This window comes from Pseudomonas massiliensis (genome assembly GCF_000826105.1).
Lineage (GTDB): Bacteria > Pseudomonadota > Gammaproteobacteria > Pseudomonadales > Pseudomonadaceae > Aquipseudomonas > Aquipseudomonas massiliensis.
On the sequence record NZ_CCYK01000005.1, the window covers coordinates 83,587 to 107,790 of the forward strand.

Annotated in this window: 16 protein-coding genes, 2 tRNA genes and 1 pseudogene; 6 read left to right on the forward strand and 13 right to left on the reverse strand. The window is 61.7% G+C overall.

Annotated features, from left to right (window positions below; translation table 11 throughout):
- Window positions 1-77 precede the first annotated feature (77 nt).
- Window positions 78-1,214 (reverse strand): branched-chain amino acid ABC transporter substrate-binding protein, encoded by a 1,137-nt coding sequence (locus BN1188_RS03845; RefSeq protein WP_040260011.1) that lies wholly within the window; start codon window positions 1,212-1,214, stop codon window positions 78-80.
- Between the two features lie 477 nt (window positions 1,215-1,691).
- Between BN1188_RS03845 and pncB the strand changes: the two genes are divergently transcribed.
- Window positions 1,692-2,897 (forward strand): nicotinate phosphoribosyltransferase, encoded by a 1,206-nt coding sequence (gene pncB, locus BN1188_RS03850; protein WP_040260012.1) that lies wholly within the window; start codon window positions 1,692-1,694, stop codon window positions 2,895-2,897.
- Between the two features lie 112 nt (window positions 2,898-3,009).
- On the opposite strand, the gene azu is transcribed toward pncB, so the two are convergent.
- Window positions 3,010-3,459 (reverse strand): azurin, encoded by a 450-nt coding sequence (azu, locus tag BN1188_RS03855; RefSeq protein ID WP_040260013.1) that lies wholly within the window; start codon window positions 3,457-3,459, stop codon window positions 3,010-3,012.
- 313 nt (window positions 3,460-3,772) lie between these two features.
- On the opposite strand from azu, the gene BN1188_RS03860 reads away from it, so the two are divergent.
- Entirely contained in the window at window positions 3,773-7,927 is a 4,155-nt protein-coding gene (locus BN1188_RS03860; protein WP_040260014.1) for a deaminase domain-containing protein, read from the forward strand.
- Here the strand turns inward: BN1188_RS03860 and BN1188_RS03865 are convergent.
- The 8 genes from BN1188_RS03865 to rnr form a co-directional block, all read right to left on the reverse strand.
- Window positions 7,924-10,218, reverse strand: a complete 2,295-nt coding sequence (locus BN1188_RS03865) for a YgiQ family radical SAM protein (protein WP_040260015.1) — start codon at window positions 10,216-10,218, stop codon at window positions 7,924-7,926. The genes BN1188_RS03860 and BN1188_RS03865 overlap by 4 nt on opposite strands.
- Window positions 10,219-10,428: 210 nt before the next feature.
- On the reverse strand, window positions 10,429-11,823 hold the full coding sequence (gene dnaB / locus BN1188_RS03870) for a replicative DNA helicase (RefSeq protein ID WP_040260017.1): 1,395 nt from the start codon (window positions 11,821-11,823) through the stop codon (window positions 10,429-10,431).
- Window positions 11,824-11,931: 108 nt separating this feature from the next.
- Window positions 11,932-12,378, reverse strand: coding sequence for a 50S ribosomal protein L9 (rplI, locus tag BN1188_RS03875; RefSeq protein ID WP_040260018.1), 447 nt, complete (start codon window positions 12,376-12,378; stop codon window positions 11,932-11,934).
- 20 nt (window positions 12,379-12,398) lie between these two features.
- Window positions 12,399-13,298 (reverse strand): hypothetical protein, encoded by a 900-nt coding sequence (locus BN1188_RS03880; RefSeq protein ID WP_040260019.1) that lies wholly within the window; start codon window positions 13,296-13,298, stop codon window positions 12,399-12,401.
- Between the two features lie 38 nt (window positions 13,299-13,336).
- A complete protein-coding gene (gene rpsR, locus BN1188_RS03885; protein ID WP_040260021.1) occupies window positions 13,337-13,567 on the reverse strand; it encodes a 30S ribosomal protein S18 in 231 nt (76 codons plus the stop codon).
- Between the two features lie 28 nt (window positions 13,568-13,595).
- On the reverse strand, window positions 13,596-14,021 hold the full coding sequence (gene rpsF, locus BN1188_RS03890) for a 30S ribosomal protein S6 (protein WP_040260022.1): 426 nt from the start codon (window positions 14,019-14,021) through the stop codon (window positions 13,596-13,598).
- A 228-nt stretch (window positions 14,022-14,249) separates the two neighbouring features.
- A complete protein-coding gene (gene rlmB, locus BN1188_RS03895) occupies window positions 14,250-14,990 on the reverse strand; it encodes a 23S rRNA (guanosine(2251)-2'-O)-methyltransferase RlmB (protein ID WP_040260024.1) in 741 nt (246 codons plus the stop codon).
- Window positions 14,987-17,563, reverse strand: a complete 2,577-nt coding sequence (gene rnr, locus BN1188_RS03900) for a ribonuclease R (protein WP_040260025.1) — start codon at window positions 17,561-17,563, stop codon at window positions 14,987-14,989. Before rnr ends, rlmB begins: the two co-directional genes overlap by 4 nt.
- A 178-nt stretch (window positions 17,564-17,741) precedes the next feature.
- On the opposite strand from rnr, the gene BN1188_RS03905 reads away from it, so the two are divergent.
- The 4 genes from BN1188_RS03905 to BN1188_RS03920 all read left to right on the forward strand — a co-directional run bounded on the left by BN1188_RS03905 (window position 17,742) and on the right by BN1188_RS03920 (window position 20,814).
- Window positions 17,742-17,828: transfer RNA gene (locus BN1188_RS03905), tRNA-Leu, on the forward strand.
- 167 nt (window positions 17,829-17,995) lie between these two features.
- Window positions 17,996-18,082, forward strand: a tRNA-Leu gene (locus BN1188_RS03910).
- Window positions 18,083-18,229: 147 nt separating this feature from the next.
- Window positions 18,230-19,240 carry an iron ABC transporter substrate-binding protein gene (locus tag BN1188_RS03915; protein WP_040260026.1) on the forward strand — a complete coding sequence of 337 codons (1,011 nt, stop codon included), beginning with the start codon at window positions 18,230-18,232 and terminating at the stop codon, window positions 19,238-19,240.
- Window positions 19,240-20,814: an ABC transporter permease gene (locus BN1188_RS03920; RefSeq protein WP_040260028.1), complete on the forward strand. Its 1,575-nt coding sequence runs from the start codon at window positions 19,240-19,242 to the stop codon at window positions 20,812-20,814. The genes BN1188_RS03915 and BN1188_RS03920 overlap by 1 nt, the downstream gene beginning before the upstream one ends.
- 2 nt (window positions 20,815-20,816) lie before the next feature.
- On the opposite strand, the gene BN1188_RS22220 is transcribed toward BN1188_RS03920, so the two are convergent.
- The 3 genes and pseudogenes from BN1188_RS22220 to BN1188_RS03930 form a co-directional block, all read right to left on the reverse strand.
- The gene (locus BN1188_RS22220) at window positions 20,817-21,701 is read right to left on the reverse strand and encodes a methyl-accepting chemotaxis protein (RefSeq protein WP_408633576.1); all 885 of its coding nucleotides are present in this window, start codon (window positions 21,699-21,701) and stop codon (window positions 20,817-20,819) included.
- Window positions 21,675-22,415 (reverse strand): annotated as a pseudogene (locus BN1188_RS22225) (HAMP domain-containing protein); the annotation flags it as partial. The pseudogene BN1188_RS22225 and the gene BN1188_RS22220, both read right to left, overlap by 27 nt.
- 472 nt (window positions 22,416-22,887) lie before the next feature.
- On the reverse strand, window positions 22,888-24,180 hold the full coding sequence (locus tag BN1188_RS03930) for an adenylosuccinate synthase (protein WP_040260030.1): 1,293 nt from the start codon (window positions 24,178-24,180) through the stop codon (window positions 22,888-22,890).
- Window positions 24,181-24,204 lie beyond the last annotated feature (24 nt).

The following is a 24,204-nucleotide window of genomic DNA, read 5'->3' on the forward strand; positions in this document are numbered from 1 at the left end:
CAGGCCGGTCGTGTCGCGCAGGCAAGTGATGCAGAGCGGGGGCTTCCCGGGTTAGCTCAGGGCCCCCGCTGCCAGGCTTATTTTTGTTTTTCGAGCTGCTTGTACTTGCCGTCCGGGCCCCACTGGTACACAACGTAGTCGGAGACTTTCAGGTCGCCTTTGCTGTCCCAGGTTTTCTCACCCATCACGGTCTTGACCGGGTTGGCCTTGAGCCACTCGGCAGCGGCTTCGCCCTCGTTTTTCTTGGCGCCATTGAGGCCGGCTGCGATGGCCTGGAGCGAAGCATAGGCATACAGGGTGTAGCCTTCCGGCTCGTAGCCACCCTTGCGGAACTGGTCGACCACGGCCTTGGAATCAGGCAGCAGACGCGGGTCCGCACCAAAGGTCATGTAGACGCCATCCACGTACTGAGCGCCGCCAGCGGTAGTCACCAGCTCGTCGGTGACGATGCCGTCATCGGACACGAACTTCACATCCTTCAGGCCTTGCTCGCGCATCTGGCGTACCAATGGGCCGGCTTCCGGGTGCAGCCCGCCGAAGAACACCACCTCGGCGCCGGTGCTGCGGATCTTGGTCACCAGGGCGCTGAAATCTTTCTCGCCCCGGGTGAGGCCCTCTTCCAGCACGGGGGTCACGCCGCGCTTTTTCAGCTGAGCGGAAGTCGCATCAGCCAGGCCCTTGCCGTAGGTGTCCTTGTCGTTGATGACCGCGACCTTCTTGGCCTTGAGCATGTCGACGATATAGTCACCGGCCACGATACCTTGCTGGTCGTCACGGCCACACATGCGCAGTACGGTCTTGAGCCCGCGCTCGGTCACCGCCGGGTTGGTGGAGCCAGGGGTGATCGAGATAACGCCGGCCTCGTCATACACTTCCGAGGCGGGAATGGTGTTGGATGAACAGAAATGCCCTACTACTCCGACGACCTTGTCCTGATCCACCAAACGGTTGGCTACTGCCACCGCCTGCTTGGGTTCACAGGCATCGTCCCCAGCCACCAGCACGATCTTCTCGCCATTGACGCCCCCGGCAGCGTTGATCGCGTCGGCCGCGGCCTGAGCGCCCTTCATGTACTGCTCGCCGAACGAAGCGTTGGCGCCGGTCATCGGGCCGGCCACGCCGATCTTGACGTCAGCCTGGGCATAGCAAGCGACGCCCATGGCAGTAGAAACCGCCAGGGCCAGAAAGCCTTTCTTGAAGAACGTCTGCGACATGAGGTGGTGCTCCTGAGCTTTTTTGGTTTGGCACAGCGATATCTGTGTACTGCTCTTTTAGCTCCAAGCTTAGAGCAAGCGGCGTGCCACCAAATTGAGCGACGTGATTCCCCTATCGATCCTCATATGATCACCCGGCAAAAGCGAAGCGACAGTGCGGGACGTGCAACCCTCTAACGCGGGTTAGGTAATACTTGAAACTTAAAAAGGAGCAACCCGCATGAGCGAAACGGGCAACCATGACCGACTGCTCAGGGCAACCGCCCCGTAACAATGAACGTAACGGAAGTGCACAACAGCGGTGCGCGCCCGCTACGACGCGCACCACATGCGTCACCGCGTAGCGTGGTGCGTTCGAATGGGCTTGCCCTGTCATCGGGCCAGATGCTGCGCCACTATTTGACAGAACCGGTGTTGCTTTCCTTACTTTTCTCCCCGGTCGTTGTCAGAACGGCACTGGTTGACCTGGAGCTCTACATGATCGATTCATCCCTGGCATCGCCTCGCGACGAGCGCGTGATCCAGTCACTGCTGGACACGGACCTCTACAAGCTGTCGATGATGCAGGCGGTACTGCACAACTATCCCAATACCGATGTGGAGTGGGAGTTCCGCTGCCGCAATGGGGAAGACCTCAGGCCCTGGCTTGGCGAACTGCGCCGAGAGCTTGAGTGCTTGTGCGAGTTGGGGCTGACGGATGAGGACATGGCCTTCCTGGAAAACGTCAGTTTCATGAAACCGGATTTCCTGCGTTTCCTCGGCCTGTTCCGGTTCAACCTGCGTTATGTACAGATGGGCATAGAAAACGATGAGCTCTATATCCGTCTGAAGGGCCCATGGCTCCATGTCATTCTTTTCGAAGTACCGCTACTGGCGCTTGTCAGCGAAGTACGCAATCGCAACCTGCATGCCGACGTTTCCTTGGGGCAAGCACGCGACCAGCTCTACCGCAAGTTCGACTGGCTGCGTGCCAATGCCAGCGAAGACGAACTGGCGGGCCTGCAAGTTGCCGACTTCGGTACTCGCCGCCGCTTCTCCTACGCTGTGCAGGAAGAAATCGTACGAGTGCTCAAGGCCGACTTTCCCGCGCGCTTCGTCGGTACAAGCAATGTGCACCTGGCGCGAAAATACGATCTCAAGCCTTTGGGTACCATGGCCCATGAGTGGGTCATGGCTCATCAGCAACTCGGCCCCCGGCTGATCGACAGCCAGATCGCCGCGCTCGATTGCTGGGTCAGGGAATATCGCGGCCTGCTAGGCATCGCCCTGACCGACACCATTACCATGGATGCCTTCCTGCGCGATTTCGATCTGTATTTCGCCAAGCTGTTCGATGGTCTGCGCCATGATTCCGGAGACCCTGTGATCTGGGCTGAAAAGGCCATCGCTCATTACCGTAAGCTTGGGATCGACCCCATGACCAAGACCCTGGTGTTCTCGGACAGCCTCAATCTCCCCCGTGCCCTGGAGCTGTATCGGGTGCTGCGGGGGCGTATCAATGTCAGCTTCGGCATTGGCACCAACCTGACCTGCGACATCCCCGGGGTCACGCCCATGAGCATGGTGCTGAAGATGACCAGCTGCAATGGGCAACCCGTGGCGAAAATCTCCGACGAGGCTGCCAAGACCCAATGTCGTGACCCGAATTTCGTGTCCTACCTACGCCACGTATTCAAGGTGTAGGCACCAGCGCAACGGGTAATGGACAAGCGTAGCCGTGGCTTAAGCTCGCGACTGGCGCCAGGGCCCATTCGCGAGCTCGCTACCGGAGGTAGGCCAACATGATCGCTGGCATTCAATCCACGACCCTGAACACCCCCTGCATCATCGCGGTATGCCCAGGGAAGCTGCAAAAGAAGCTGTAGCTCTCGCCTGGGCTCAGCTTCGAAGCATCGAAGGTGATGGTGTCTCGATCACCAGCGCCGATCAGGCGGGTATGGGCAATGATGCGTTCATCGTCTGGCTTGAGGTAACCCTCATCAATGCCGGCGCTCATCCCGTCACCAGCCACGTCGCGCATGTCGGCGGTCTTGCTCAAGACCCAGTTATGCCCCATTACCTGCACCGGAAGGCTGCCCGAGTGGGTCAGCGTAAGCGTGAAGGTCTTGCAGCTTTTGCTCACGGTCATTTCTTTCTGGTCGAACATCATCTGGTCGGTGGAGTCCACCGTGGCCTCGCAGGAGGCCGCCAGGACAGGCGCGGCCAACACCGCCAGCAGGCTGGCAACTACAGTTTTGAACAACATGGGAACACTCCGGATGATGGGCCGACAGTTTGCCTATCGCGCCCATGGACAGATTCAACGAGCTCATCTTGCCTGCCGGGCGTAGCCTTCACAACATTACGGAAGGAGAGATCCATGCGCCTCAATAGTTTTTTCAACAGTCTTCTAGCGGCCTATGCCTGTGGCGCCAGCGGCGCTACCCCACAAACGGGCTGCGCCTGGCAACGCTAGCTTCGCCTGCCCTGCAAACGGCTTTCGCACCCTGACCATTTATGTAGCACCTTAGCACCGTCGTTGCCGGTTCAATGCAGGCTCCATCCTAGGGAGCCTGAGCATGAACCGACCACGCCTGCGCCTTATCACGCTGTTTTCCCACTGGCGCGACCAGCCGTTGCTGGAACTGGAAGCGGCAATCCATCACTTGGCCACTCGCAACCAGCTCAGCGTTCAGCAGCTGCGTCAAGAACAGGCGGTGGTCACGACCTTCGAGCTGGACGGACAGGGGCGGCCACGCGTTACCCGACAGGACATGGCCTTGTCCAGGTTGCTACGTCGTTACCTGGGAATCCAGCCGCAAGGCCCCGGCTTCACAAAGGTCGCGCCACTCCTGCGGGCGCTTCGGCTCGAACGCGAGCGTCGCCTGCGCCAGCAGCTCCACGGCGCGCGGGAGAGCCTTGGCCAGCTCCTGCAACCCGCGGAGTTACGTCGCCTCAAGGCCCTTTCCATGCTGCAGAGCCCGATTGGCGCTGTTTCCCGATTACTGCGTCAAGCCGGCGCTCGGGCGGATCTGGACATCGACAGCTATCCCGCCACTGTCCTGGCCCGCGCCCTCGCTAAACCCGCCATCCAGGCGGTACTCGATGAGCTGCACGCGTGCCTGCGCTGGTCCGGCCCTGCCAGGGGGCCCAGGGTTCAACTGCAAGACCTGGCATTACTGACACTGGTGCTGCCGTGGGCACTGGACCCCGACGCAGACGCCTGCGGTTTCGACTTTTATGCCAGCGCTTACAGCGGTGCGGCGGTCAGTGATCTACTGATGGCCATGGGTCGCCATTTCATGCCCAAGCTACCTGGCTGCCCGCCGAGGTGCTTTGGCCTGGTGCGCTACCTGCTGGCTGATAGCACCCCTCCTATCCTGAACCTGCTCGGACTGCCACCTGACCTGGCTTGGGCCAGCAGCTTCACCTGGATATCGCTCTGCCAAGGCGCCAATCTGGCCGAGACCATCACCCCTGGTGGCAGTGGGTTCTTATCTGTCAGTGAAGCCCTGGCCTTGCCCGCACAGATCAGCGGACACTCTCCGGCTGTCGCGACCTCTCAGGCCTTGGCCGCGGCTCTCGCATCGCCCCTGGACCACTGGAACACCGCCTGGCAGCGAATCACCAAACTCCCGTCGCGGCAAAGCCCGTTACGGGCGCTTCACAGATACCTCAGTCACTGCGACGCCCTTGAGCGTGCACGATCAGCGTTATCTCGCCCGATGCCTGAAAAGAGAGCAATGGTATTGGCGGAGCTCGAGGCGCGGCAGATTGCGCCGGAGATGCGTTTCGTTGACACCAGGCAGCGGCTATACCAAAGCCTGCTCGCCCACGGTGGCGTATCCGCTCAGACCGCCTTGGCCAGTGGGCTGGCCGCTTGGCCAGACCCTGCCCTATTGCCGGCCCTGATACGTGGCCATGACGGGCGCTTGCATGAGCCGGCCTGCAATGCAGTAAATATCCCCAATCTGGCGACCGGCTTCGAACAGGCGTTCGATGAATGGAAGCGAGACATCGCCGTGGCGATCAATACCCTAGCGCAGCGGTTGCTAGGGGACCTTCCTGTGGGCGATCAGCTTCGCCTGGATGAGCACAAGGTCGTCCTGTGCCAACTGGCGCAGCGCACCTTGTCGGGTGCAATTCTGATCGCGCCCTATGGCTTCGTGGTCCATGTGGATACGCCCTTGGGCACTTGGTACTACGAGTTGATTCCTTCGGCCGGCTGGTGTCGGCTGCACGCCGACGTCCAGGCTCCCCCGCCCATGCCGGGAGATCGCGAGGAGGCTAGATCGCTACCGTTCGATGCCAGCGCCTTCACCTCGGGAAGCTTGCCAGACGCGGGCGAGCACTGCCTTGGCTGGCTCGTCCCCGTGGTATCCATTCCTCCGGGCCGCGACCCAGGCTTGCGCCTGTTTCGCAGTAATCGCCTGATCGCTCATCACTGCGCAAAAACCATCGCTGCTCACCTGGAAAGCCTACGCATCCCAGCTCGCGGCGACGAGGAGGAGGCGCCCAGCGGGTTGCCCACCGAGCTGAAAACCCTGGTGCCGTTCTGGAGCGCTGCTGAAACGATACGCCAAGGCCTGGATGAAAAACGAAGCTGGCTCGTGGTATTGGGCCTGTTCAGTGCCGTCGCCGATGCCTTGACCCTAGGAACCTATGGGCGCCTGAGCGCACTAGGCGTTCGCTTCGTCACCTTGGCACTGCGCCAGGGGCGGCATGGCGCGGCCTTACGCTCCCTCACGCCGCGCTTGCGTAGCGCGGGCAGAGATGCCTTCGACACTCTTCTATTCAGTGGGATAGCCGATGAGCCCGCAAACGCGGGGCTTAACCTGATGGTGCCGCTTCGCAGGATCCATGGGGCGACACTGCGTCAGCTAGCCCCGCAATTGCCGACACTTTCACCTGCCACACGCGGCGTGCCTGACTCTGGGCTACGCCCGTTTTCGCAATCGCCCCTCTACCTCAAGCGCTTGGCCAATGACCTACCCGTCGCTGCGACGGCCGAAGGCTTCGAGGCCGGAAGGTTGATAGCGCCGCGCCTGGTAGACAACCAAACGCTTTTGTCCTACGGCCCGATCCTGGACGTGATCGACGATACCGGTCGCCTGGGTCGCCTGCCCCTTGAGCTTCCGGTCATCACGCTGGACGCCCGCCATTACATTCCCGACCCTGCCCCGTCTCTACCAAAGCGCTGGATTGGCTGGGGCGAGGAAACGTGGCTGGAGTGTTCAGGGCGTTACTATCGACTACACACGGGAACGGATTTGCGACCAGCGCGCTTCGAACAGGCTGAACCACCCTTCGCCCGCCCCGAACTGGAGCATCCGCGGTGTCGTGCGCGGCGCGTCCTGCCACCCCTGGCATGCACGGCGACAAGAGAAAGGCGCACACAAGGTTATACCGAGCTGACCGCTAGCCATGAAATAGCCGGGGGCGCTGTGGATTGGTTTGATCAGCGCAAGATCATTCCTGACGATGAGGGCCGCTTCGTTGACCGGCGACGGCTCATGCAGGGCGGTCCTGATGCCGATCGGGTTGTCGAGCGGCTGGGGTGGGCCCGCTATCAGGATCAACTTCGAGCCCGCATCGTGACTGGCAATGCGCTATTCAAGCGCATCGAAGTGCTGGACGGCCTGGTCGCCGACGTGGCCGACCGGCGCCTTCTTTCGGGCGTGGAGTTGCAGGCCCAAGATGGACAACGCCATCTGGTGACCTGCGTAGACGATGGCATTTACTACCACGGTTTGGTATCGGCTGACGACGATACCATTGTGCTGACCAAGCTGTCCGAGCAGGCCACTCTTGAGCAAGAAGACATGAGCCTGGAGGAGGAGCTCAAGTACCTCTTCAACGGCTGTTGGGACGCGAATTGGCACATCCGCCAACGAGGTTCTGCCGTAGTAGAGCAGCAACTGCGTCAGATCGAAGACGCCATGGCAGCAGGAGGCATTGAAGTCGAGCAATTGATGACCCGCCGCTTCCGTCTGCAGACCACCCCCGCTCAAGCTGCCTTGTTCGCTACCTACCCCAGGCGCGGCTTCGTCCAGCAGACCCGCAGGTTCGTGGCCTCCGATTACACGCATCCATTGACCGCGCAAACCTCCCTCGCCGTGCGCGAACGAATCGCCACTCACCTTAGCTGGCTGGCCGACACACCCGGCATTCTCAATGCCGAGACCGTGCTGGAGCACAGCGCGGTCGATGGCCTTGCGCCTAAAGGAAAGAACATTGCATTCCTGTTCGTCACCTACCGAGACGGACGTCCAGAGGAGGTGTACTACAGCGCATCCGGAGCAGCCTCGCAGCGCAGGGACCTTCCGTTGGCCAGGCGCTTGCGTGAACGCATGGCAGCCGGGGCCAGCGATGACCGAACCTGGATCGCCGAGGATGGGACGCGCTATATCAACTGTCGTGGCGAAGGTGGCCAGCCGGGCGAGGAAGCCCTGCTGCATCTGCCAGACCTCTCCCGGCCCGACAACCTGAACTCAGGTGACATCAACGACCGCCGACTTGATTCGGAACGGAACATCTTCGCTTATCTGGAACGTAGGCCGCTACCGATAGGGGAGATTGCCGAGGCAAACCTGTTCACCCGCTTTCCAACCTGTGACAGCTGCACCAGCCTGATCAACCAGTACCGTGATCGATTTCCAGAAGGACGCTTCCAGGTCTACGAGGGCCCCCGGCCCGCCTCCTCCGCTGGAGAGGCGAGCGGGGGCGGCACTTAGCGCGGCAGAACAGGCTGCCGAGGCTTGCGCTTGCCCTTGGCATTGCTGCCCTTGCTGGCCCGGGCAGCCTGGTCTCGGCGTGCTTGGGCAGCGGCCTTGGCTTCTTCGCGCTTGTCCCAAGGCTTGCTGCCGTCGCTACCGCGCGGGGGCAAGCCAGTGTGCTGGGTGAGAATACGCTGTTCCCGCCCTACCTTGTGGCTTCCCGCCGGGGTGGAATTCTTGCGCCGGGCACTGACGTAGGTATCCGTTTCAGGCTGGTGCGCCGGGATCAGCTGATGCTTCCCAGGGCCGATCAGGTCCGCGCGCCCCATGCGCTCCAGGGCTTCGCGCAGCATGGGCCAGCCCTTGGGGTCGTGGTAGCGCAGGAAGGCCTTGTGCAGGCGTCGCTGAGCCTCGCTCTTGACGATGGTCACTCCCGGGCTCTTGTAGGTCACCTTGCGCAAGGGGTTCTTGCCGGAATGGTACATGGCCGTGGCCGATGCCATGGGTGAGGGATAGAACGCCTGAACCTGGTCGGCCCGGAAGCCGTTGCCCTTGAGCCAGAGCGCCAGGTTCATCATGTCTTCGTCGGTGGTGCCCGGGTGCGCCGCGATGAAGTACGGGATCAGGTACTGCTCCTTGCCCGCCTCCTTCGAATACTTCTCGAACATCCGCTTGAAGCGGTCATAAGTGCCGATCCCCGGCTTCATCATCTGGTTGAGCGGCCCTTCCTCGGTATGCTCCGGGGCGATCTTCAAGTACCCGCCCACATGGTGGGTAACCAGCTCCCGGACATACTCCGGCGACTCTACCGCCAGGTCGTAACGCAAGCCCGACGCAATGAGGATCTTTTTCACACCCGGCAGCGCCCGCGCGCTGCGGTAGAGCTGGATCAAGGCCGAGTGGTCGGTGTTCAGGTTCGGGCAGATCCCGGGGAACACGCATGACGGCTTGCGGCAGGCCGACTCGATTTCGGGGCTCTTGCAGGCAATCCGGTACATATTGGCAGTAGGGCCGCCCAGGTCGGAAATGACCCCGGTGAAGCCGGGTACCTTGTCGCGGATCTCTTCGATTTCCCGAATGATCGACTCTTCGGAACGGTTCTGGATGATCCGACCTTCGTGCTCGGTGATCGAGCAGAAGGTGCAGCCGCCAAAGCAGCCTCGCATGATGTTCACCGAGAAACGAATCATCTCGTAGGCCGGGATACGTTCCTTGCCATAGACCGGGTGCGGCACGCGCGCATACGGCATGCCGAACACGTAGTCCATTTCCTCGGTGGTCATGGGAATGGGCGGTGGGTTGAACCACACATCCACATCGCCGTGCTTCTGTACCAAGGCGCGGGCATTGCCTGGGTTGGTCTCCAGGTGCAACACGCGGTTGGCATGGGCATAGAGCACCGGATCGTTGCGCACCTTCTCGAACGAGGGCAGGCGAATCACCGTCTTGTCCCGGGTCATGCGTGGGCTTTCGAGGATCTGCACCACCTTGGCCTCGGCCGGATCTTCCTCCGGGCCTTTGGCCTGCTCGATGGCACAGGCCTGGGTATCCTGCGTGTTCACATAGGGGTTGATGATCTTGTCGATCTTGCCTGGGCGGTCGATACGGGTGGAATCCACTTCGAACCAGCCCTGAGGCGTATCTCGGCGAATGAATGCAGTACCACGAATATCCGTGATGCTGTCCACGGGCTCGCCCGCGGCCAGCCGTTGCGCCACTTCGACCACCGCGCGCTCGGCGTTGCCGTAGAGCAGAATGTCGGCACAGGCGTCTATCAGGATGGAATGGCGAACCTTGTCCTGCCAGTAGTCATAGTGGGCGATCCGCCGCAGCGAGGCCTCGATGCCGCCCAGGACGATCGGCACATGGCGGTAGGCTTCCTTGCAGCGCTGGCTGTACACCAGACTGGCACGGTCCGGCCGCTTGCCGGTCAGCCCGCCAGGGGTATAGGCGTCGTCCGAGCGGACCTTCTTGTCCGCGGTGTAACGGTTGATCATCGAGTCCATGTTGCCGGCGGCCACGCCGAAGAACAGGTTCGGCTCGCCCAGCTTCATGAAGTCGTCTTTGGAGGTCCAGTCCGGCTGGGCAATGATACCCACGCGGAAGCCCTGGGCTTCGAGCAACCGGCCGATGATCGCCATGCCAAAGGAAGGATGGTCTACATAGGCATCGCCCGTGACAATGATGATGTCGCAGGAGTCCCAACCCAGCTGATCCATTTCTTCCCGGCTCATGGGCAGGAAAGGCGCTGGTCCGAAGCATTCGGCCCAGTACTTTGGATAGTCGAATAACGGCTTGGCTGCGTGCATGGCGATGACCGATGTTATGACAAATTGATCCGCGTGAATTCGCGGGCGCGGAGAATAGCACAAAAAATGATCAAACCCGACGGTCTTTGTCGGATTTAGCGGGCTGGGCGCTGTGGGAGACAGCGAAGCTGGCGAATAGCCCCGCCCAGCACATTGAAGCTCACTGCCGCCAACTGTTCGCTAGCTTGCGCTAGCTCCCACCATGGCCGGTTACTCGTCGTCGAACTGGTAGCTGCCCGGAGCCAGGTTCTCGAACCTCGTGTACTTTCCGATGAAGGCAAGGCGAACCGTACCAATCGGGCCGTTACGCTGCTTGCCGATGATGATCTCGGCAATGCCCTTGTGCTCGGTTTCCGGATGATAAACCTCATCCCGATACACGAACATGATCACGTCGGCGTCCTGCTCGATGGCGCCGGATTCACGCAGGTCGGAGTTCACCGGTCGCTTGTTCGGGCGCTGCTCCAGCGAGCGGTTGAGCTGCGACAAGGCGATGACCGGGCAGTTGAATTCCTTGGCCAGGGCCTTGAGCGAGCGCGAGATTTCGGAAATCTCGTTGGTGCGGTTGTCGCCGCTGGAACCCGGGATCTGCATCAGCTGCAGGTAGTCGATCATGATCATGGCGATTTCGCCATGCTCACGCACGATGCGCCGGGTGCGGGCGCGCATTTCCGAGGGGCTGATGCCCGCCGTGTCGTCGATGAACAGCTTGCGGTCGTTGAGCAGGTTCACCGCCGAGGTCAGCCGAGGCCAATCATCGTCGTCCAGGCGGCCGGTACGAACCTTGGTCTGGTCGATGCGACCCAGGGACGAAAGCATACGCATCACCAGCGAGTCTCCTGGCATTTCCAGGGAGTACACCAGCACAACCTTGTCGCTGCGCAGAACTGCGTTCTCCACCAGGTTCATGGCGAAGGTCGTCTTGCCCATGGACGGACGCCCCGCCACGATCACCAGGTCCGCCGGTTGCAGGCCACTGGTCTTGTCGTCCAGGTCCGCATAGCCGGTAGACAATCCAGTGATCGCCTGGTCTGTATTGAACAGGGTATCGATACGGTCGATGGCTTTAGTCAAGAGGTCATTGACGCCTACCGGGCCGCCGGTCTTGGGGCGCGCTTCAGCGATCTGGAAGATCTGCCGTTCGGCCTCGTCGAGAATCTCGGAGGCATTGCGGCCTTGCGGGTTGAAGGCGCTGTCGGCGATATCATTGCTGATGCTGATCAACTGGCGCAGGGTGGCACGCTCACGCACGATCTGCGCGTACGCCTTGATATTGGCCACCGAGGGGATGTTCTTGGCCAGTTCGCCAAGATAGGCAAGGCCACCCACTTGGCTGCTCTGCCCTTCCTTGTCCAGCTGCTCGTGCAGGGTAACTACGTCGAACGGAAGGTTCTGGTCAGCCAGTCGGGCGATGGCGCGGAAGATCAGGCGGTGGTCATGGCGATAGAAGTCACCATCCGAAACCTGGTCCAGCACGCGCTCCCAGGCATTGTTGTCCAGCATCAAGCCACCGAGCACGGCTTGTTCAGCCTCGATGGAATGAGGCGGCACCTTGAGCGCGGCGGTTTGCAGGTCGTATTGCTCGGGCGTTGAAATCTCGTTCATAACCACTGGAATCTGTAGTGTCACGGATTAAAGACAAAGGGCACGACCTGCCAAGGCAGGGCCGTGCCCCCTATCGAGCGGACGGCTGGCGCAAGGCCAGCCAGTCGCTTAGGCAGCTACCACCACAACGCGAACGGTAGCTTCGACGTCGCTGTGCAGGTGCACGGCAACATCGTATTCACCGACGTTACGGATGGTGCCGTTCGGCAGACGAACTTCGGACTTGGCCACTTCCACGCCGGAGGCGGTCAGGGCGTCAGCGATGTCGTGAGTACCGATCGAACCGAACAGCTTGCCTTCATCGCCAGCGGTGGCGGTGATGGTGACTTCCAGCTCGGCCAGTTGAGCGGCGCGGCTTTCAGCGGAAGCTTTCTTGTCGGCAGCTGCTTTTTCCAGCTCGGCGCGGCGGGCTTCGAACGCAGCCAGGTTGGCTTCGGTCGCGGCGGTAGCCTTGCCTTGCGGGAGCAGGTAGTTACGACCGTAACCAGCCTTTACGTTTACCTTGTCGCCCAGGTTGCCCAGGTTGGCGATTTTTTCCAGCAGGATCAGTTCCATTTGGTATTAACCTCTTAACTTTAACCTTCACCGTTCGCGGAACCCTGGTCGCTTCCCTTTTCAGGGGCCAGGCGGCCGCGAAAATCAATCAGGCTGTCGACCATGGCCATGACCACGAGCAACGGATAGGCCAGCTGTATGAACAGCAGGAACGTGACGTACAACCCCACCAGCCAGAAGCGCCCGAGCTTGCCGCGAGCGGCCAGCCCATGCACCAGGGCGAAACCGGCGAACATCAGCGGCACGCTGCAGATGGGCGTCAACATCGCCACCTGGGGGCCGAAGTGCGGCCCCACCAACATGCACGCCAGCAGCGCCAGCGCCACGGCACCGGGGATTCGCGCGGCGCGAAACTCACGCCCGAAACCGCCGGGGTTGAACAACACGGCCTGCCAGTAACGCCCCAGCATCAGGGCCAACAGGCTGACGGCCTGCAGCAGGGCTGCTATCAAACCGATGAGCACCGGCGCTATCAGCGCCTCCAGGTGGGCTTGCTCTTCCAGCGAAAGCCGCTGGTAGATATCCCCGAGCAGGTTGGGCAGATGTTTGTTCATCGCCACCGCCAGCTGGTTCAGCGCCTCGCCAAAGGCGACGCCCAGTACCACGCCGTACACCACACCCAGGGCCACGCTCGCCAACAGCACCCTGCTCCAGGGCCAGCCCGCGCGCAAAAGCGCCGCGAGCCCCAGCGAGCCCAGCAACACCATCAAGGTGCGCGGTTCGCCGAAATACCACCAGACCAACGCCGGCAGTACTCCCCAGGCCAGGACGCCCATGGCGTCGTTCAGCCCCCGTCGCAGGAGCACAAGGCAACCCGCAGCGGCACTCATCCAGAACAACAGCGGCAATGCCGCACATCCAGCCACCACCAGGGCGGCCTGCATACGACCCCGCATGATGAAATCAGCCAAGGCACGCATGCGCTCTATCCTTTACTGCCAGTCGACGAAGCCCGGTATCAGCGGCCGTGGCTGTCGGTGTAAGGCAGCAGGGCCAGGAAGCGGGCGCGCTTGATAGCGGTGGCCAGCTGACGCTGATAACGAGCCTTGGTACCCGTGATACGGCTAGGAACGATCTTGCCGGTTTCGGAGACGTAAGCTTTCAGGGTGTTGAGATCTTTGTAGTCGATCTCTTTTACGTTTTCTGCGGTGAAGCGGCAGAATTTACGACGACGGAAGAAACGTGCCATTTAACAGGCTCCTCTAAAGATCCGTGGATTACTCGTCAGCGTTATCGCTGCTGTCGCTGTTGTCGCTGTCTTCGCCGTCGGCGCTTTCAGCTTGCTCAGGACGGTCACGACGCTCACGGCGCTCGCTGCGGTTTTCTTCAGCCTTGAGCATTTCGGACGGGCCGGTGACAGCTTCGTCGCGACGGATGACAAGGTTACGGATAACGGCATCGTTGTAACGGAAGCTGTCTTCCAGCTCGGCCAGGGCCTTGCCGGTGCACTCCACGTTCAGCATCACGTAGTGAGCCTTGTGAACGTTGTTGATGGCGTAGGCCAGCTGGCGACGGCCCCAGTCTTCCAGGCGGTGGATCTTGCCACCGTCTTCTTCGATCAGCTTGGTGTAACGCTCGACCATGCCGCCGACTTGCTCGCTCTGATCCGGGTGGACCAGGAAGATGATTTCGTAATGACGCATGAATGCTCCTTACGGGTTGTAGCCTGCCGGGAAACCGGTCAGACAAGGAGTGAATAATTACGGGTGCATTGCCTGGACGGGCATCGAGAACCTGCCGTCCGGGCAAGGGGCGCAATTGTAGAGAAGGGCCTGAATGAGCGCAAGGCAATTGGCGAATATTTGACCAGCCGACGATTGGGCATGCCTTCCACACCCAGCGCCAACGGACGACCGATTCGCTTGAGCCAATCAGCCCTTGCGCTGGCGCACGGCTTCAAACAGGCAGACACCCGTGGCTACCGATACATTGAGACTGCTGACACTGCCGGCCATGGGCAGCTTCACCAGGTGATCGCAATGCTCGCGGGTCAAGCGGCGCATGCCCTTGCCCTCGGCGCCCATTACCAGCACCAGCGGGCCGGTGAGGTCCTGCTGGTAGATCTCTTTCTCCGCCTCGCCAGCGGTGCCGACGATCCACAAGCCGCGCTGCTGGAGTTTCTCCAGGCTGCGGGCCAGGTTGGTCACCGCCACCAACGGAATCACCTCGGCGGCGCCGCAGGCCACTTTGCGCACCACCGGAGTCAGGGTGGCGGCCTTGTCCTTGGGGATGATCACGGCCAGCGCGCCCGCGGCATCCGCGGTGCGCAGGCAGGCGCCGAGGTTATGCGGGTCGGTGACGCCATCGAGTACCAGCAGCAGCGGATGACCCTCGTGACGGTCGAGCAGCTCGTCAAGCATGGCTTCGCCCCAGACCTGGCTAGGACTCACTTCCGCCACCACCCCCTGGTGCACACCTTCGACCCAGGCGTCGAGCTCCTTGCGCTCTGCGGCACCCACCGCTACCCGGTGCTGGCTAGCCAGCTCGAGCAGGGTTTGCAGGCGCGGTTCACTGCGCCCCTCCGACAGCCAGATCTGCTTGACCCGACGCGGGTGATGCCGCAACAACGCTTCCACGGCATGAACACCGTAGATCTTTTCCAACTGACTCATGATTTGGCCTTGGTCTTGCGCGAGCCTGCCTTGGAAGGCCCCTTGCGATGCTTGGTGGGCTTGTCGGCGCCCGACTTCGCCGGGCTGTGTCGCGCCTCGCTCATCAGCGCTTTCTTCATTTCCCGGCTTTTGCGTACTTCCGCATTGTTGGCCGCCGCATGGGAGGCGCGGTAGGCATCGTCCACGGCAGGATCCTTGCCAGCCTTGCGCTTGCGCGGCTGCGCGGGTTCAGCCACCGGCACGCTGGCGGGTGCCGGCTCGGCGCCGGCCTTGGCTGCCCTGCGACCAGCGCTGCCACCGGCGCGGGCGCCAGTCTTCTCGGCCTGCTTGTCTGCCAGCTCGAAGTCGATCTTGCGCTCATCCAGGTCAACGCGCATGACCCGGACCTGCACGCTGTCGCCCAGGCGGAAGCTACGGCCGGTACGCTCGCCGGTGAGCCGATGATGGACCTGATCGTAGTGGTAGTAATCACCGGGCAGCGCGGTGACGTGCACCAGGCCTTCGATGTAGATATCGGTCAGTTCCACGAAGATGCCGAAGCCGGTCGTGGCCGTGATCACACCCGGGAATACCTCGCCTACCCGGTCTTTCATGAACTCGCACTTGAGCCAGTTGACCACGTCGCGGGTGGCCTCATCGGCCCGGCGCTCGGTCATCGAGCATTGTTCGCCGAGCTGGTCCAGCGCGGCCTCGTCATAAGGGTAGATGCGAGCCTTGGGCATAGGCGCCGCGCCAGCGCGCACCACATGGGGCGTTTCACGCTTGGAGCGGATCACGCTGCGGATGGCCCGATGCACGAGCAGGTCCGGATAGCGGCGAATCGGCGAGGTGAAGTGGGTATAGGCCGGGTAATTCAAGCCGAAGTGGCCTTGGTTCTCGGACGTATACACCGCCTGGCTCAAGGAGCGCAGCATCACCGTCTGGATAAGCTGGAAGTCCGGACGATCCTTGATGCCTTCGAGCAAAGCCTGGTAGTCCTTGGGCGATGGGCCGTCCTTGCCTTTATGCAGGGACAGCCCCAGCTCACCTAGGAAGGTACGCAGCTTCTCCAGGCGCTCTGGCGGCGGGCCGTCGTGAACGCGATAAAGCGCAGGAATCTCATGCTTTTGCAGAAACTCGGCGGTGGCCACGTTGGCCGCCAGCATGCACTCCTCGATCAGCTTGTGGGCATCGTTGCGAGTCGTCGGGCGAATTTCGGCGATCTTGCGCTCGCTACCGAAGATGATACGGGTTTCCTGGGTTTCGAAGTCGATGGCGCCACGGGCATGACGGCCCGCCAGTAACACCTGGTAAAGCGCATACAGCTGCTTGAGGTGCGGCAGCACTTCGCCGTACTCACCGCGCAGGGCCTTGGCCTCGGCGGTACGCGAGTGTTCCAGCATGGTGCTGACCTTGTTGTAGGTCAGGCGCGCATGTGAGTGGATCACCGCCTCGTAAAACTTGTAGTCGACCATCTGTCCTGACTTGGAGATGGTCATTTCGCAGACCATGGCCAGGCGGTCGACGTGAGGGTTCAAGGAACACAGCCCGTTGGACAACTCCTCGGGCAGCATGGGGATCACTCGCTCCGGGAAATACACCGAGTTGCCCCGCACCTGGGCCTCGTCATCCAGCGCCGAACCGATCTTCACATAGCTGGACACATCGGCAATGGCCACATACAGCCGCCAGCCCCCGGAAAACATCTTGATGCGACCTTTCGGCTCGCAATACACCGCATCGTCGAAATCGCGGGCATCTTCACCGTCGATGGTCACGAAAGGCAGGTGGCGCAAGTCCACCCGGTTGGCCTTGTGCTTCTCTTCCACCTCCGGCTTGAGCCGCGCGGCTTCCTTCTCCACTGCTTCCGGCCATACATGGGGAATGTCGTAGCTGCGCAGTGCCACGTCGATTTCCATGCCGGGGGCCATGTAGTTGCCGAGCACCTCTACCACGTCGCCCTGGGGCTGGAAGCGTGCGGTAGGCCAGTGGGTGATCCTGATTTCCACGAACTGGCCGATACGGGCACCGCCATTGCGGCCCGGGGTCACCAGCACTTCCTGCTGGACCTTGGGGTTGTCGGCCTGGACGAAGCCGATGCCGCCTTCCTCGAAGTAGCGGCCTACGATGGTTTCATGGGCACGGCTGACTACTTCGACCAGGGCGCCTTCGCGGCGGCCACGGCGATCCAGGCCGGAAACCCGAGCCAAGGCACGATCGCCATCGAAGACCAGACGCATCTGCGCCGGACTCAGGAAAAGATCGTCGCTGCCGTCATCGGGGATGAGGAAGCCGAAACCGTCGCGGTGACCACTGACCCGGCCGGCGATCAGGTCCAGCTTGTCCACCGGCGCGTAGGTGCCCCGCCGCGTATAGATAAGCTGGGCGTCGCGTTCCATGGCACGCAACCGGCGGCGCAGGGCTTCAATCTGGTCGTCAGTCTCCAGGCCGAATTCCTCCACCAGCTCCTCGCGGCTCGCAGGGGAACCGCGTTCGCCGAGGTGGTGCAGAATCAGTTCACGGCTAGGGATGGGGTTTTCGTATTTTTCCGCTTCACGAGCGGCCTCGGGATCGAGGGACTGCCAATCGGCCATTAGAGAGTGTTCACCTTGTGTGATATGCAAGTTAGTTTGGCATACCCCCGGGAAAACCGGAAATTCCAGCCTTTGGCAATCAACCGATGACGAACCGGAATTTTTTTGCTTTCAGGGGTTTACACCTTATGGTGACGACCGTATAGTGCGCGCCATCGACGACGCAAGTGGTCGATATGCCCAGATGGTGAAATTGGTAGACACGCCAGCTTCAGGTGTTGGTGGCCTTACGGCCGTGGAAGTTCGAGTCTTCTTCTGGGCACCATATTCAAACACGAGCCTACCTGAGTCCTCGTGATTCCAAAAGCCCGCGAAAGCGGGCTTTTGCGTTAGAGCCAAAACTGGCCTGCTGCCTTTCTTTCCAATTAGGGCTTTACAGTGCATTGGTGCTGCCGTATAGTGCGCGCCATCGAAGACGCCAGTCCTCGATATGCCCAGGTGGTGAAATTGGTAGACACGCCAGCTTCAGGTGTTGGTGGCTTTACGGCCGTGGAAGTTCGAGTCTTCTCCTGGGCACCATATTCAAGCGTTATCGCTGTAAAAAAAGCCCGCCCAGATGCGGGCTTTTTTGTGGGCACAGGAAACGGCAAGCCCCCTCATATCCGCATCTGAGAAGCGATCTCCTTTATACTCGCCATCATTTTCGTAACGAGGAGATATGCCCGGATGTCAATGCGCATTGCTTTCCTGCGTCTTTGTGCCTTGCCAACCCTGGCGCTGGCCCTATGCCTGGGCACTGCCCAAGCCGCGGATACCCCTACCCTGACGCTGTACAACGGCCAGCATAAAGAACTGGGCGAGGCCATTGCCAAGGCCTTCGAAGCCAGCACCGGCATCCATGTGAATGTGCGCAAGGGCAGCAGCAACCAGCTGGCTAGCCAGATCATGGAGGAAGGCGATCGCTCGCCCGCTGACGTGATCTACAGCGAAGAGTCGCCGCCGCTCAATGCCCTGGGCGAAAAAGGCTTCCTGGCCGCGACCGACAAGGCGACCCTGGACGCCCTGCCAGCGGAATATGTGGCCCAGGATGGCACCTGGATCGGCATCACCGCGCGGGTACGGGTCGTGGCCTACAACCCCAGCCTGGTCGATGAAAAGGACCTTCCGCCTACGGTCATGGATTTCGCCCAGCCCCAATGGAACGGCAAGATCGGCTTCGTTCCCACCAGCGGCGCCTTCCAGGAACAAGCCGTGGCCGTGTTGCGGCTCAAGGGCGAAGACGCCGCCGAAGAGTGGCTGACCGGCCTGAAGGCCTATGGCAAGACCTACGCCAACAACATGGTGGCTATCAAGGCCGTCGAAAATGGCGAAATCGCCGCTGTGCTGGTGAACAACTATTACTGGTACGCTTTGAAGAAAGAAAAGGGCGACCTGAAATCGCGCCTGTACTACTTCAAGAACAAAGACCCGGGCGCCCTGGTCAGCATTTCCAGCGCGGCGGTGGTCAAGGCCAGCAAGCATCCCCAGCAAGCCCAGCAACTGCTGGCCTGGATGACCAGCGAGGAAGGCCAGCGGGTCATTACCCGGGCACAGGCTGAATACCCGCTGCGCAAGGGCATGGTTTCCGACCAGGGCCTCAAGCCCTTCGAAGAGCTGGAGGCGCCGGATATCACGCCAGCGCAGATCGGCAATGCTGAAGAAGCCCTGGATCTCGAACGCGATGTTGGCCTGAACTGATGACCGCTCAGGCACCGCTTCCCTCGCCAACCCAGGCTGGGCGAAACATCCCGATAAAAAGGCCTTCCGCCTGGCTGGTGGCACCGGTGCTCCTGCTGGTAGGGCTGAGCCTGCTACCGCTGGCCTATGTCAGCATCCGCACCGCCGAGGCTGGCTGGCACGACATCAGCCGCTTGCTGCTGCGGCCGTATGTCTACAACCTGCTGGTCAATACCCTCGTGTTACTGGCCGGGGTGACAGCGGCATGCGCGATAGCGGGTACGTTGCTCGCATGGCTGCTGGAACGCACCAACCTCTGGGGTCGCCGCGCATGGGGGGTAATCCTCTGCCTACCCTTTGCGGTGCCGTCGTTCGTTTCCAGCTTCACCTGGGTTTCGCTGAGCTCGGGGTTCGAGGGCCTGGGCGGTGCCATTTTGGTAATGAGCCTGTCCAAATACCCTCTGGTGTTCTTGCCCGTGGCGGCCACCCTGCGCAACCTCGACCATTCCCTGGAAGAGTCCGGGCGACTGCTCGGGGCCACGCGCAGACAGCTGTTCTTCCGAGTGACCTTGCCGCTGTTGTGGCCAGCCATCCTCGCCGGCAGCCTGTTGATCGCCCTCCATATGCTGGTGGAATTCGGCGCCCTGGCGATCCTTAATGTGCGCACTTTCACAACGGCCATTTACCAGCAATTCGAGCTTGAATTCAGCAATGCCAATGCAGCCATGCTGTCGGCCGTGCTGCTGGTGCTATGCATGGGCTTTCTCTGGCTTGAATTGAAGGCACGTGGCCGTGCGCGCCATGTTCGGACCGGCCAGGGCGTAGCTCGCCGCGCCGCGCCGCTGCGCCTGCCCGCCTGGTGCATTCCTCTGGCTCAAGGTTTTTGCCTGGCCCTGGCCATTCTCGGTAGCGGCGTCCCCTTGGCGATGCTGGGCTACTGGTTGGTACAGGGCACCTCGGCGGCCTTCCCGGCGCTTGCCATCGGCAAGGCCATGTTGTCCTCACTGGGGCTCTCCCTGGCCGGCGCCGCCGTGTGCCTGGCGCTGGCGTTGCCCGTGGGGCTGCTGGTTGTGCGCTATCGCGGCCCCCTGGCACTCTGGGCTGAGCGCCTGCCGTACTTGCTGCATGCCCTGCCGGGGCTGGTAATTGCCCTGACCCTGGTCTACTTCGCGCTGCACTTCGTGCCCGCGCTCTACCAGACCACGCTGCTATTGATCATCGCTTACGCCCTGCTCTTCCTGCCCCTGGCCCAAGGCCCCGTACGTACGGCCCTGACCAAGGCCGCGCCCCAGCTGGAGGAAGCCGCTCGCACGCTGGGCGTCGGCGCGTTGGCGGCATTCTGCAAAGTAACCTTGCCAATCATTTTCCCGGCCTTGGCGGCCGCCTTTGCGCTGGTATTCCTAGATGCCATGAAAGAGCTGACTGCCACACTGCTGCTCAGCCCCACCGGAACTACCACCCTGGCAACGGAGGTATGGTCACATACCTCCAACATGGAATTCGCCGCCGCCGCGCCCTTCGCCGCGCTGCTCATCCTGGTGTCCGGCCTGCCGGTCTACCTGCTGACGACGCGCATGTACCTCAAGCGCGGCTAGGGCTAGGCGCGGAACTGCCCCAGGCTGCGACGCAATTGCCCGGCTAGGTGATCGAGCACCTTACTGCTGGCCGTCGTTTCCAGAACCACCTGGGCGGATTCTTCCGCCTGGGCGTGGATGACTTCCACCCGCCCTTTCACTGCCTGGGCCCCCTGAGCCTGATGCTGGGCCGCGCGGGTGGCCAGGTCGATGGCAGCATGCACCTGCTCTACCGAGGCCTGCACCCGCTGCTGCAACTGAGCGGCGTCGCGTAGCACCAACAGCCCTTCGCTGGCTTGCCGACCGGCCTGGCCGATGGCAGTCACCGCCTCGCGGGCGCCCGCCTGCAGCGCGCCAATGTGCGCCTGGATGTCTCCCGTCGAACTTTGCGTCTTGCTGGCCAACGCTCGCACTTCGTCCGCCACCACGGCGAAGCCGCGCCCGGTTTCGCTTGCCCGCGCCGCTTCGATGGCCGCATTGAGCGCCAACAGGTTCGTTTGCTCGGCGATGCCATGGATCACCGTAAGCACGACTTCGATTTGCTGGCTTTGCTCAGCCAGCCGCTCGATGACTTCAGCACCGGCCTGCACTTGCCCGGCCAGCGTCTCGATCAGGTGCCCTACCTGGGCGGAGGCCCTGGTATTGGCCTCGGTAGCCTGACGAATCTCAGCGACCTGGCGCAACGCGGCCTGCATGGCCACGCTCTCGGCCTCGGCTTCATCAGCCATGCGCGTCAAGGCCTGCAGGCTGGCTGCCACCTCATCGCGCTGGCGCTCGGCCGCGGCATCAGCCCCTTGGCTTCGTTGGGTCATGGCACCGATTTCCTGTCCCGTACGCTGGGCCACTTCCCCAGCCTCGCGCACGATAGGTTGCAACTTGGCGACGAAACGGTTGACCGCACCGGCCATATCGCCGATTTCATCCTTGCTGTCCAAGGCAACCCGTTTGGTCAGGTCGCCTTCCCCGGCCGCAAGATCATCCAAAGCGGCGATCAGCAATCGTAGCTTGCTCACTACCCTATGCCCGAGCACCACCGCCAGCACGAGCAGAACGCCCAGTGCCACCACTGTCAGTCCAAGGCCGATCCGCCAGCGCAGCACCCCAGCGGCCTCGCTGACCGCCTGGTGCGTATTGGCCTGCATGGCCTGGGCAGCGCCCTGTGCGCTTTGCAAACGGTCGCGCAGAACCTTGGAACTCTCAGTCGCCGCTGCGGCGACGCTGTCCCCCACCAGCTGGTCGCCGCTGGCGATCAGGTCCTTGAAGCGTTTGTCCAGGGCGACCAGTTGCGCGTCTACCCCGGCGGTGGACACCCCCATGCGGACCTTGCCGATCTCGGCGCCATTGGGCGCGATGGAGGCCTCCACGTAATACACGGCGGGATCATTGCGTGCCGCGTCCAGAACCTTCTCCAGCGGGCGTTCGCCCTGCCCCTTGGCAATCAGCGCCTGGTTGATCGGGTTGTCCCGATTCAGGTAGCGGGTCAAGTGCTGACCGCTGGCATCGTCGTAGATGACGAAGAGCACCGCGGGATTACGCTGGGCACGGCGGGCGAATTCTGAAAGGGTAGGAATATCATTGTCCCAGATGGCCCGCGGCGCCACCGAGGCCAACAGCTCGGCCATGTCATTGGCTGATTCCCTGAGGCTTTGTTCCAGGCTCGCCCGCACCTGCTTCTGCTCATCGCCGAGCCGACTGGATAGCCCGGCGGCCAGGCGCTGGCGCGTGCTCGCAGAGAGTTTATCCAGGCTGGTGCCAAGGTCCTGCTCAGCCTGCTCCAGTTCATCGCCGAGACGCTTCCCGTCAGCACCCAGGCGCGCGCCCAGGTCTGCCTCCAGGGCAGTCACCGTGCTCCGTGTCAGGGCCACGGCGACCAACACTTGCACCAGAAGCGCTATGCCGAGTGCAATAAAGACGGGACGCAGCAAACGGCTGCGTAAGAGCGAAAGGATGGCAGACACGGGAAGTCCTCGAATAGCGCGCCATTAAAACTCTGGCACCTGTGTTATTCGATCTTTCCAGCAAAGCCCGTGCCGGACAGCGGACAAAAACGAAAAAGGGCCCGGTAAAGGGCCCTTTGCGTCAAGCACGATGGTTTCAGGCGAAGGGGTGACGCAGCACGATGGTTTCGTTGCGATCCGGACCCGTCGAGATAATGTCGATCGGGGCCCCCACCAACGCCTCGACGCGCTTGATATAGGCACGAGCATTGGCAGGCAGTTCTTCGAGGGTCTTGGCGCCAACCGTAGATTCAGTCCAGCCCGGAACATCTTCGTAGACTGGCTTGAGCCCAAGGTAGCTGTCAGCATCGGTTGGTGCATCGATGACGGCGCCGTCGGCGTTCTCGTAACCCACACAGATCCGGATGGTTTCCAGGCCGTCGAGTACATCGAGCTTGGTCAGGCATAGCCCGGAGATGCTGTTGATCTCGATGGCGCGACGCAGGATGACGGCATCGAACCAGCCACAACGGCGAGCGCGCCCGGTAGTGGCACCAAACTCGTGACCCTGCTTGGCCAGGTGAGCGCCAACCTCGTCGAACAGTTCGGTGGGGAACGGCCCGGAACCCACGCGAGTGGTGTACGCCTTGGTGATCCCCAGGATGTAGTCTAGGTACATCGGGCCGAAACCGGAACCGGTGGCGATGCCTCCGGCGGTGGTGTTCGAGCTGGTCACGTAGGGGTAGGTGCCATGGTCGATGTCCAGCAGCGAACCCTGGGCCCCTTCGAACATGATGTCCTTGTCTGCCTTGCGCAGGGCGTGCAGCTCGGCGGTAACGTCCTGCATCATCGGCTCGAGCTGGTCGGCATAGGCCATGCACTCATCCAGGGTCTTCTGGAAATCGATGGCCGGTTCCTTGTAGTAATTGACCAGCACAAAGTTGTGGTAGTCCAGCAATTCGCCCAGCTTGGCGGCGAAACGCTCACGGTGGAACAGGTCGCCGACCCGCAGGCCACGACGCGCCACCTTGTCTTCGTAGGCTGGGCCAATGCCGCGGCCGGTGGTGCCGATCTTCTGTTCACCACGGGCTTTCTCACGGGCCTGGTCCAGCGCCACGTGATAGGACAGGATCAGCGGACAGGCCGGGCTGATGCGCAGGCGATCACGCACTGGAACGCCCTTTTCTTCCAGCTTGATGATTTCACGCATCAAGGCATCAGGGGCAACGACCACGCCGTTGCCGATCAGGCATTTGACGCCTTCGCGCAGGATGCCCGAGGGTATCAGGTGCAGCACGGTCTTCTCGCCGTTGATCACCAGCGTGTGACCAGCATTGTGGCCACCCTGGTAACGGACGACCGCGGCGGCATGTTCGGTGAGCAGATCGACGATCTTGCCTTTGCCCTCATCACCCCACTGGGTGCCCAGGACCACGACATTCTTACCCATAACACTTGTCCTCATTGGCGCAAA

Bases quoted from the DNA above. Each gene is read 5' to 3' on its own strand.
- BN1188_RS03845 (WP_040260011.1), bottom strand. From the start codon at position 1,214: ATGTCGCAGACGTTCTTCAAGAAAGGCTTTCTGGCCCTGGCGGTTTCT.
- pncB (WP_040260012.1), top strand. From the start codon at position 1,692: ATGATCGATTCATCCCTGGCATCGCCTCGCGACGAGCGCGTGATCCAG.
- azu (WP_040260013.1), bottom strand. From the start codon at position 3,459: ATGTTGTTCAAAACTGTAGTTGCCAGCCTGCTGGCGGTGTTGGCCGCG.
- BN1188_RS03860 (WP_040260014.1), top strand. From the start codon at position 3,773: ATGAACCGACCACGCCTGCGCCTTATCACGCTGTTTTCCCACTGGCGC.
- BN1188_RS03865 (WP_040260015.1), bottom strand. From the start codon at position 10,218: ATGCACGCAGCCAAGCCGTTATTCGACTATCCAAAGTACTGGGCCGAA.
- dnaB (WP_040260017.1), bottom strand. From the start codon at position 11,823: ATGAACGAGATTTCAACGCCCGAGCAATACGACCTGCAAACCGCCGCG.
- rplI (WP_040260018.1), bottom strand. From the start codon at position 12,378: ATGGAACTGATCCTGCTGGAAAAAATCGCCAACCTGGGCAACCTGGGC.
- BN1188_RS03880 (WP_040260019.1), bottom strand. From the start codon at position 13,298: ATGCGTGCCTTGGCTGATTTCATCATGCGGGGTCGTATGCAGGCCGCC.
- rpsR (WP_040260021.1), bottom strand. From the start codon at position 13,567: ATGGCACGTTTCTTCCGTCGTCGTAAATTCTGCCGCTTCACCGCAGAA.
- rpsF (WP_040260022.1), bottom strand. From the start codon at position 14,021: ATGCGTCATTACGAAATCATCTTCCTGGTCCACCCGGATCAGAGCGAG.
- rlmB (WP_040260024.1), bottom strand. From the start codon at position 14,990: ATGAGTCAGTTGGAAAAGATCTACGGTGTTCATGCCGTGGAAGCGTTG.
- rnr (WP_040260025.1), bottom strand. From the start codon at position 17,563: ATGGCCGATTGGCAGTCCCTCGATCCCGAGGCCGCTCGTGAAGCGGAA.
- BN1188_RS03915 (WP_040260026.1), top strand. From the start codon at position 18,230: ATGTCAATGCGCATTGCTTTCCTGCGTCTTTGTGCCTTGCCAACCCTG.
- BN1188_RS03920 (WP_040260028.1), top strand. From the start codon at position 19,240: ATGACCGCTCAGGCACCGCTTCCCTCGCCAACCCAGGCTGGGCGAAAC.
- BN1188_RS22220 (WP_408633576.1), bottom strand. From the start codon at position 21,701: ATGGCCGGTGCGGTCAACCGTTTCGTCGCCAAGTTGCAACCTATCGTG.
- BN1188_RS03930 (WP_040260030.1), bottom strand. From the start codon at position 24,180: ATGGGTAAGAATGTCGTGGTCCTGGGCACCCAGTGGGGTGATGAGGGC.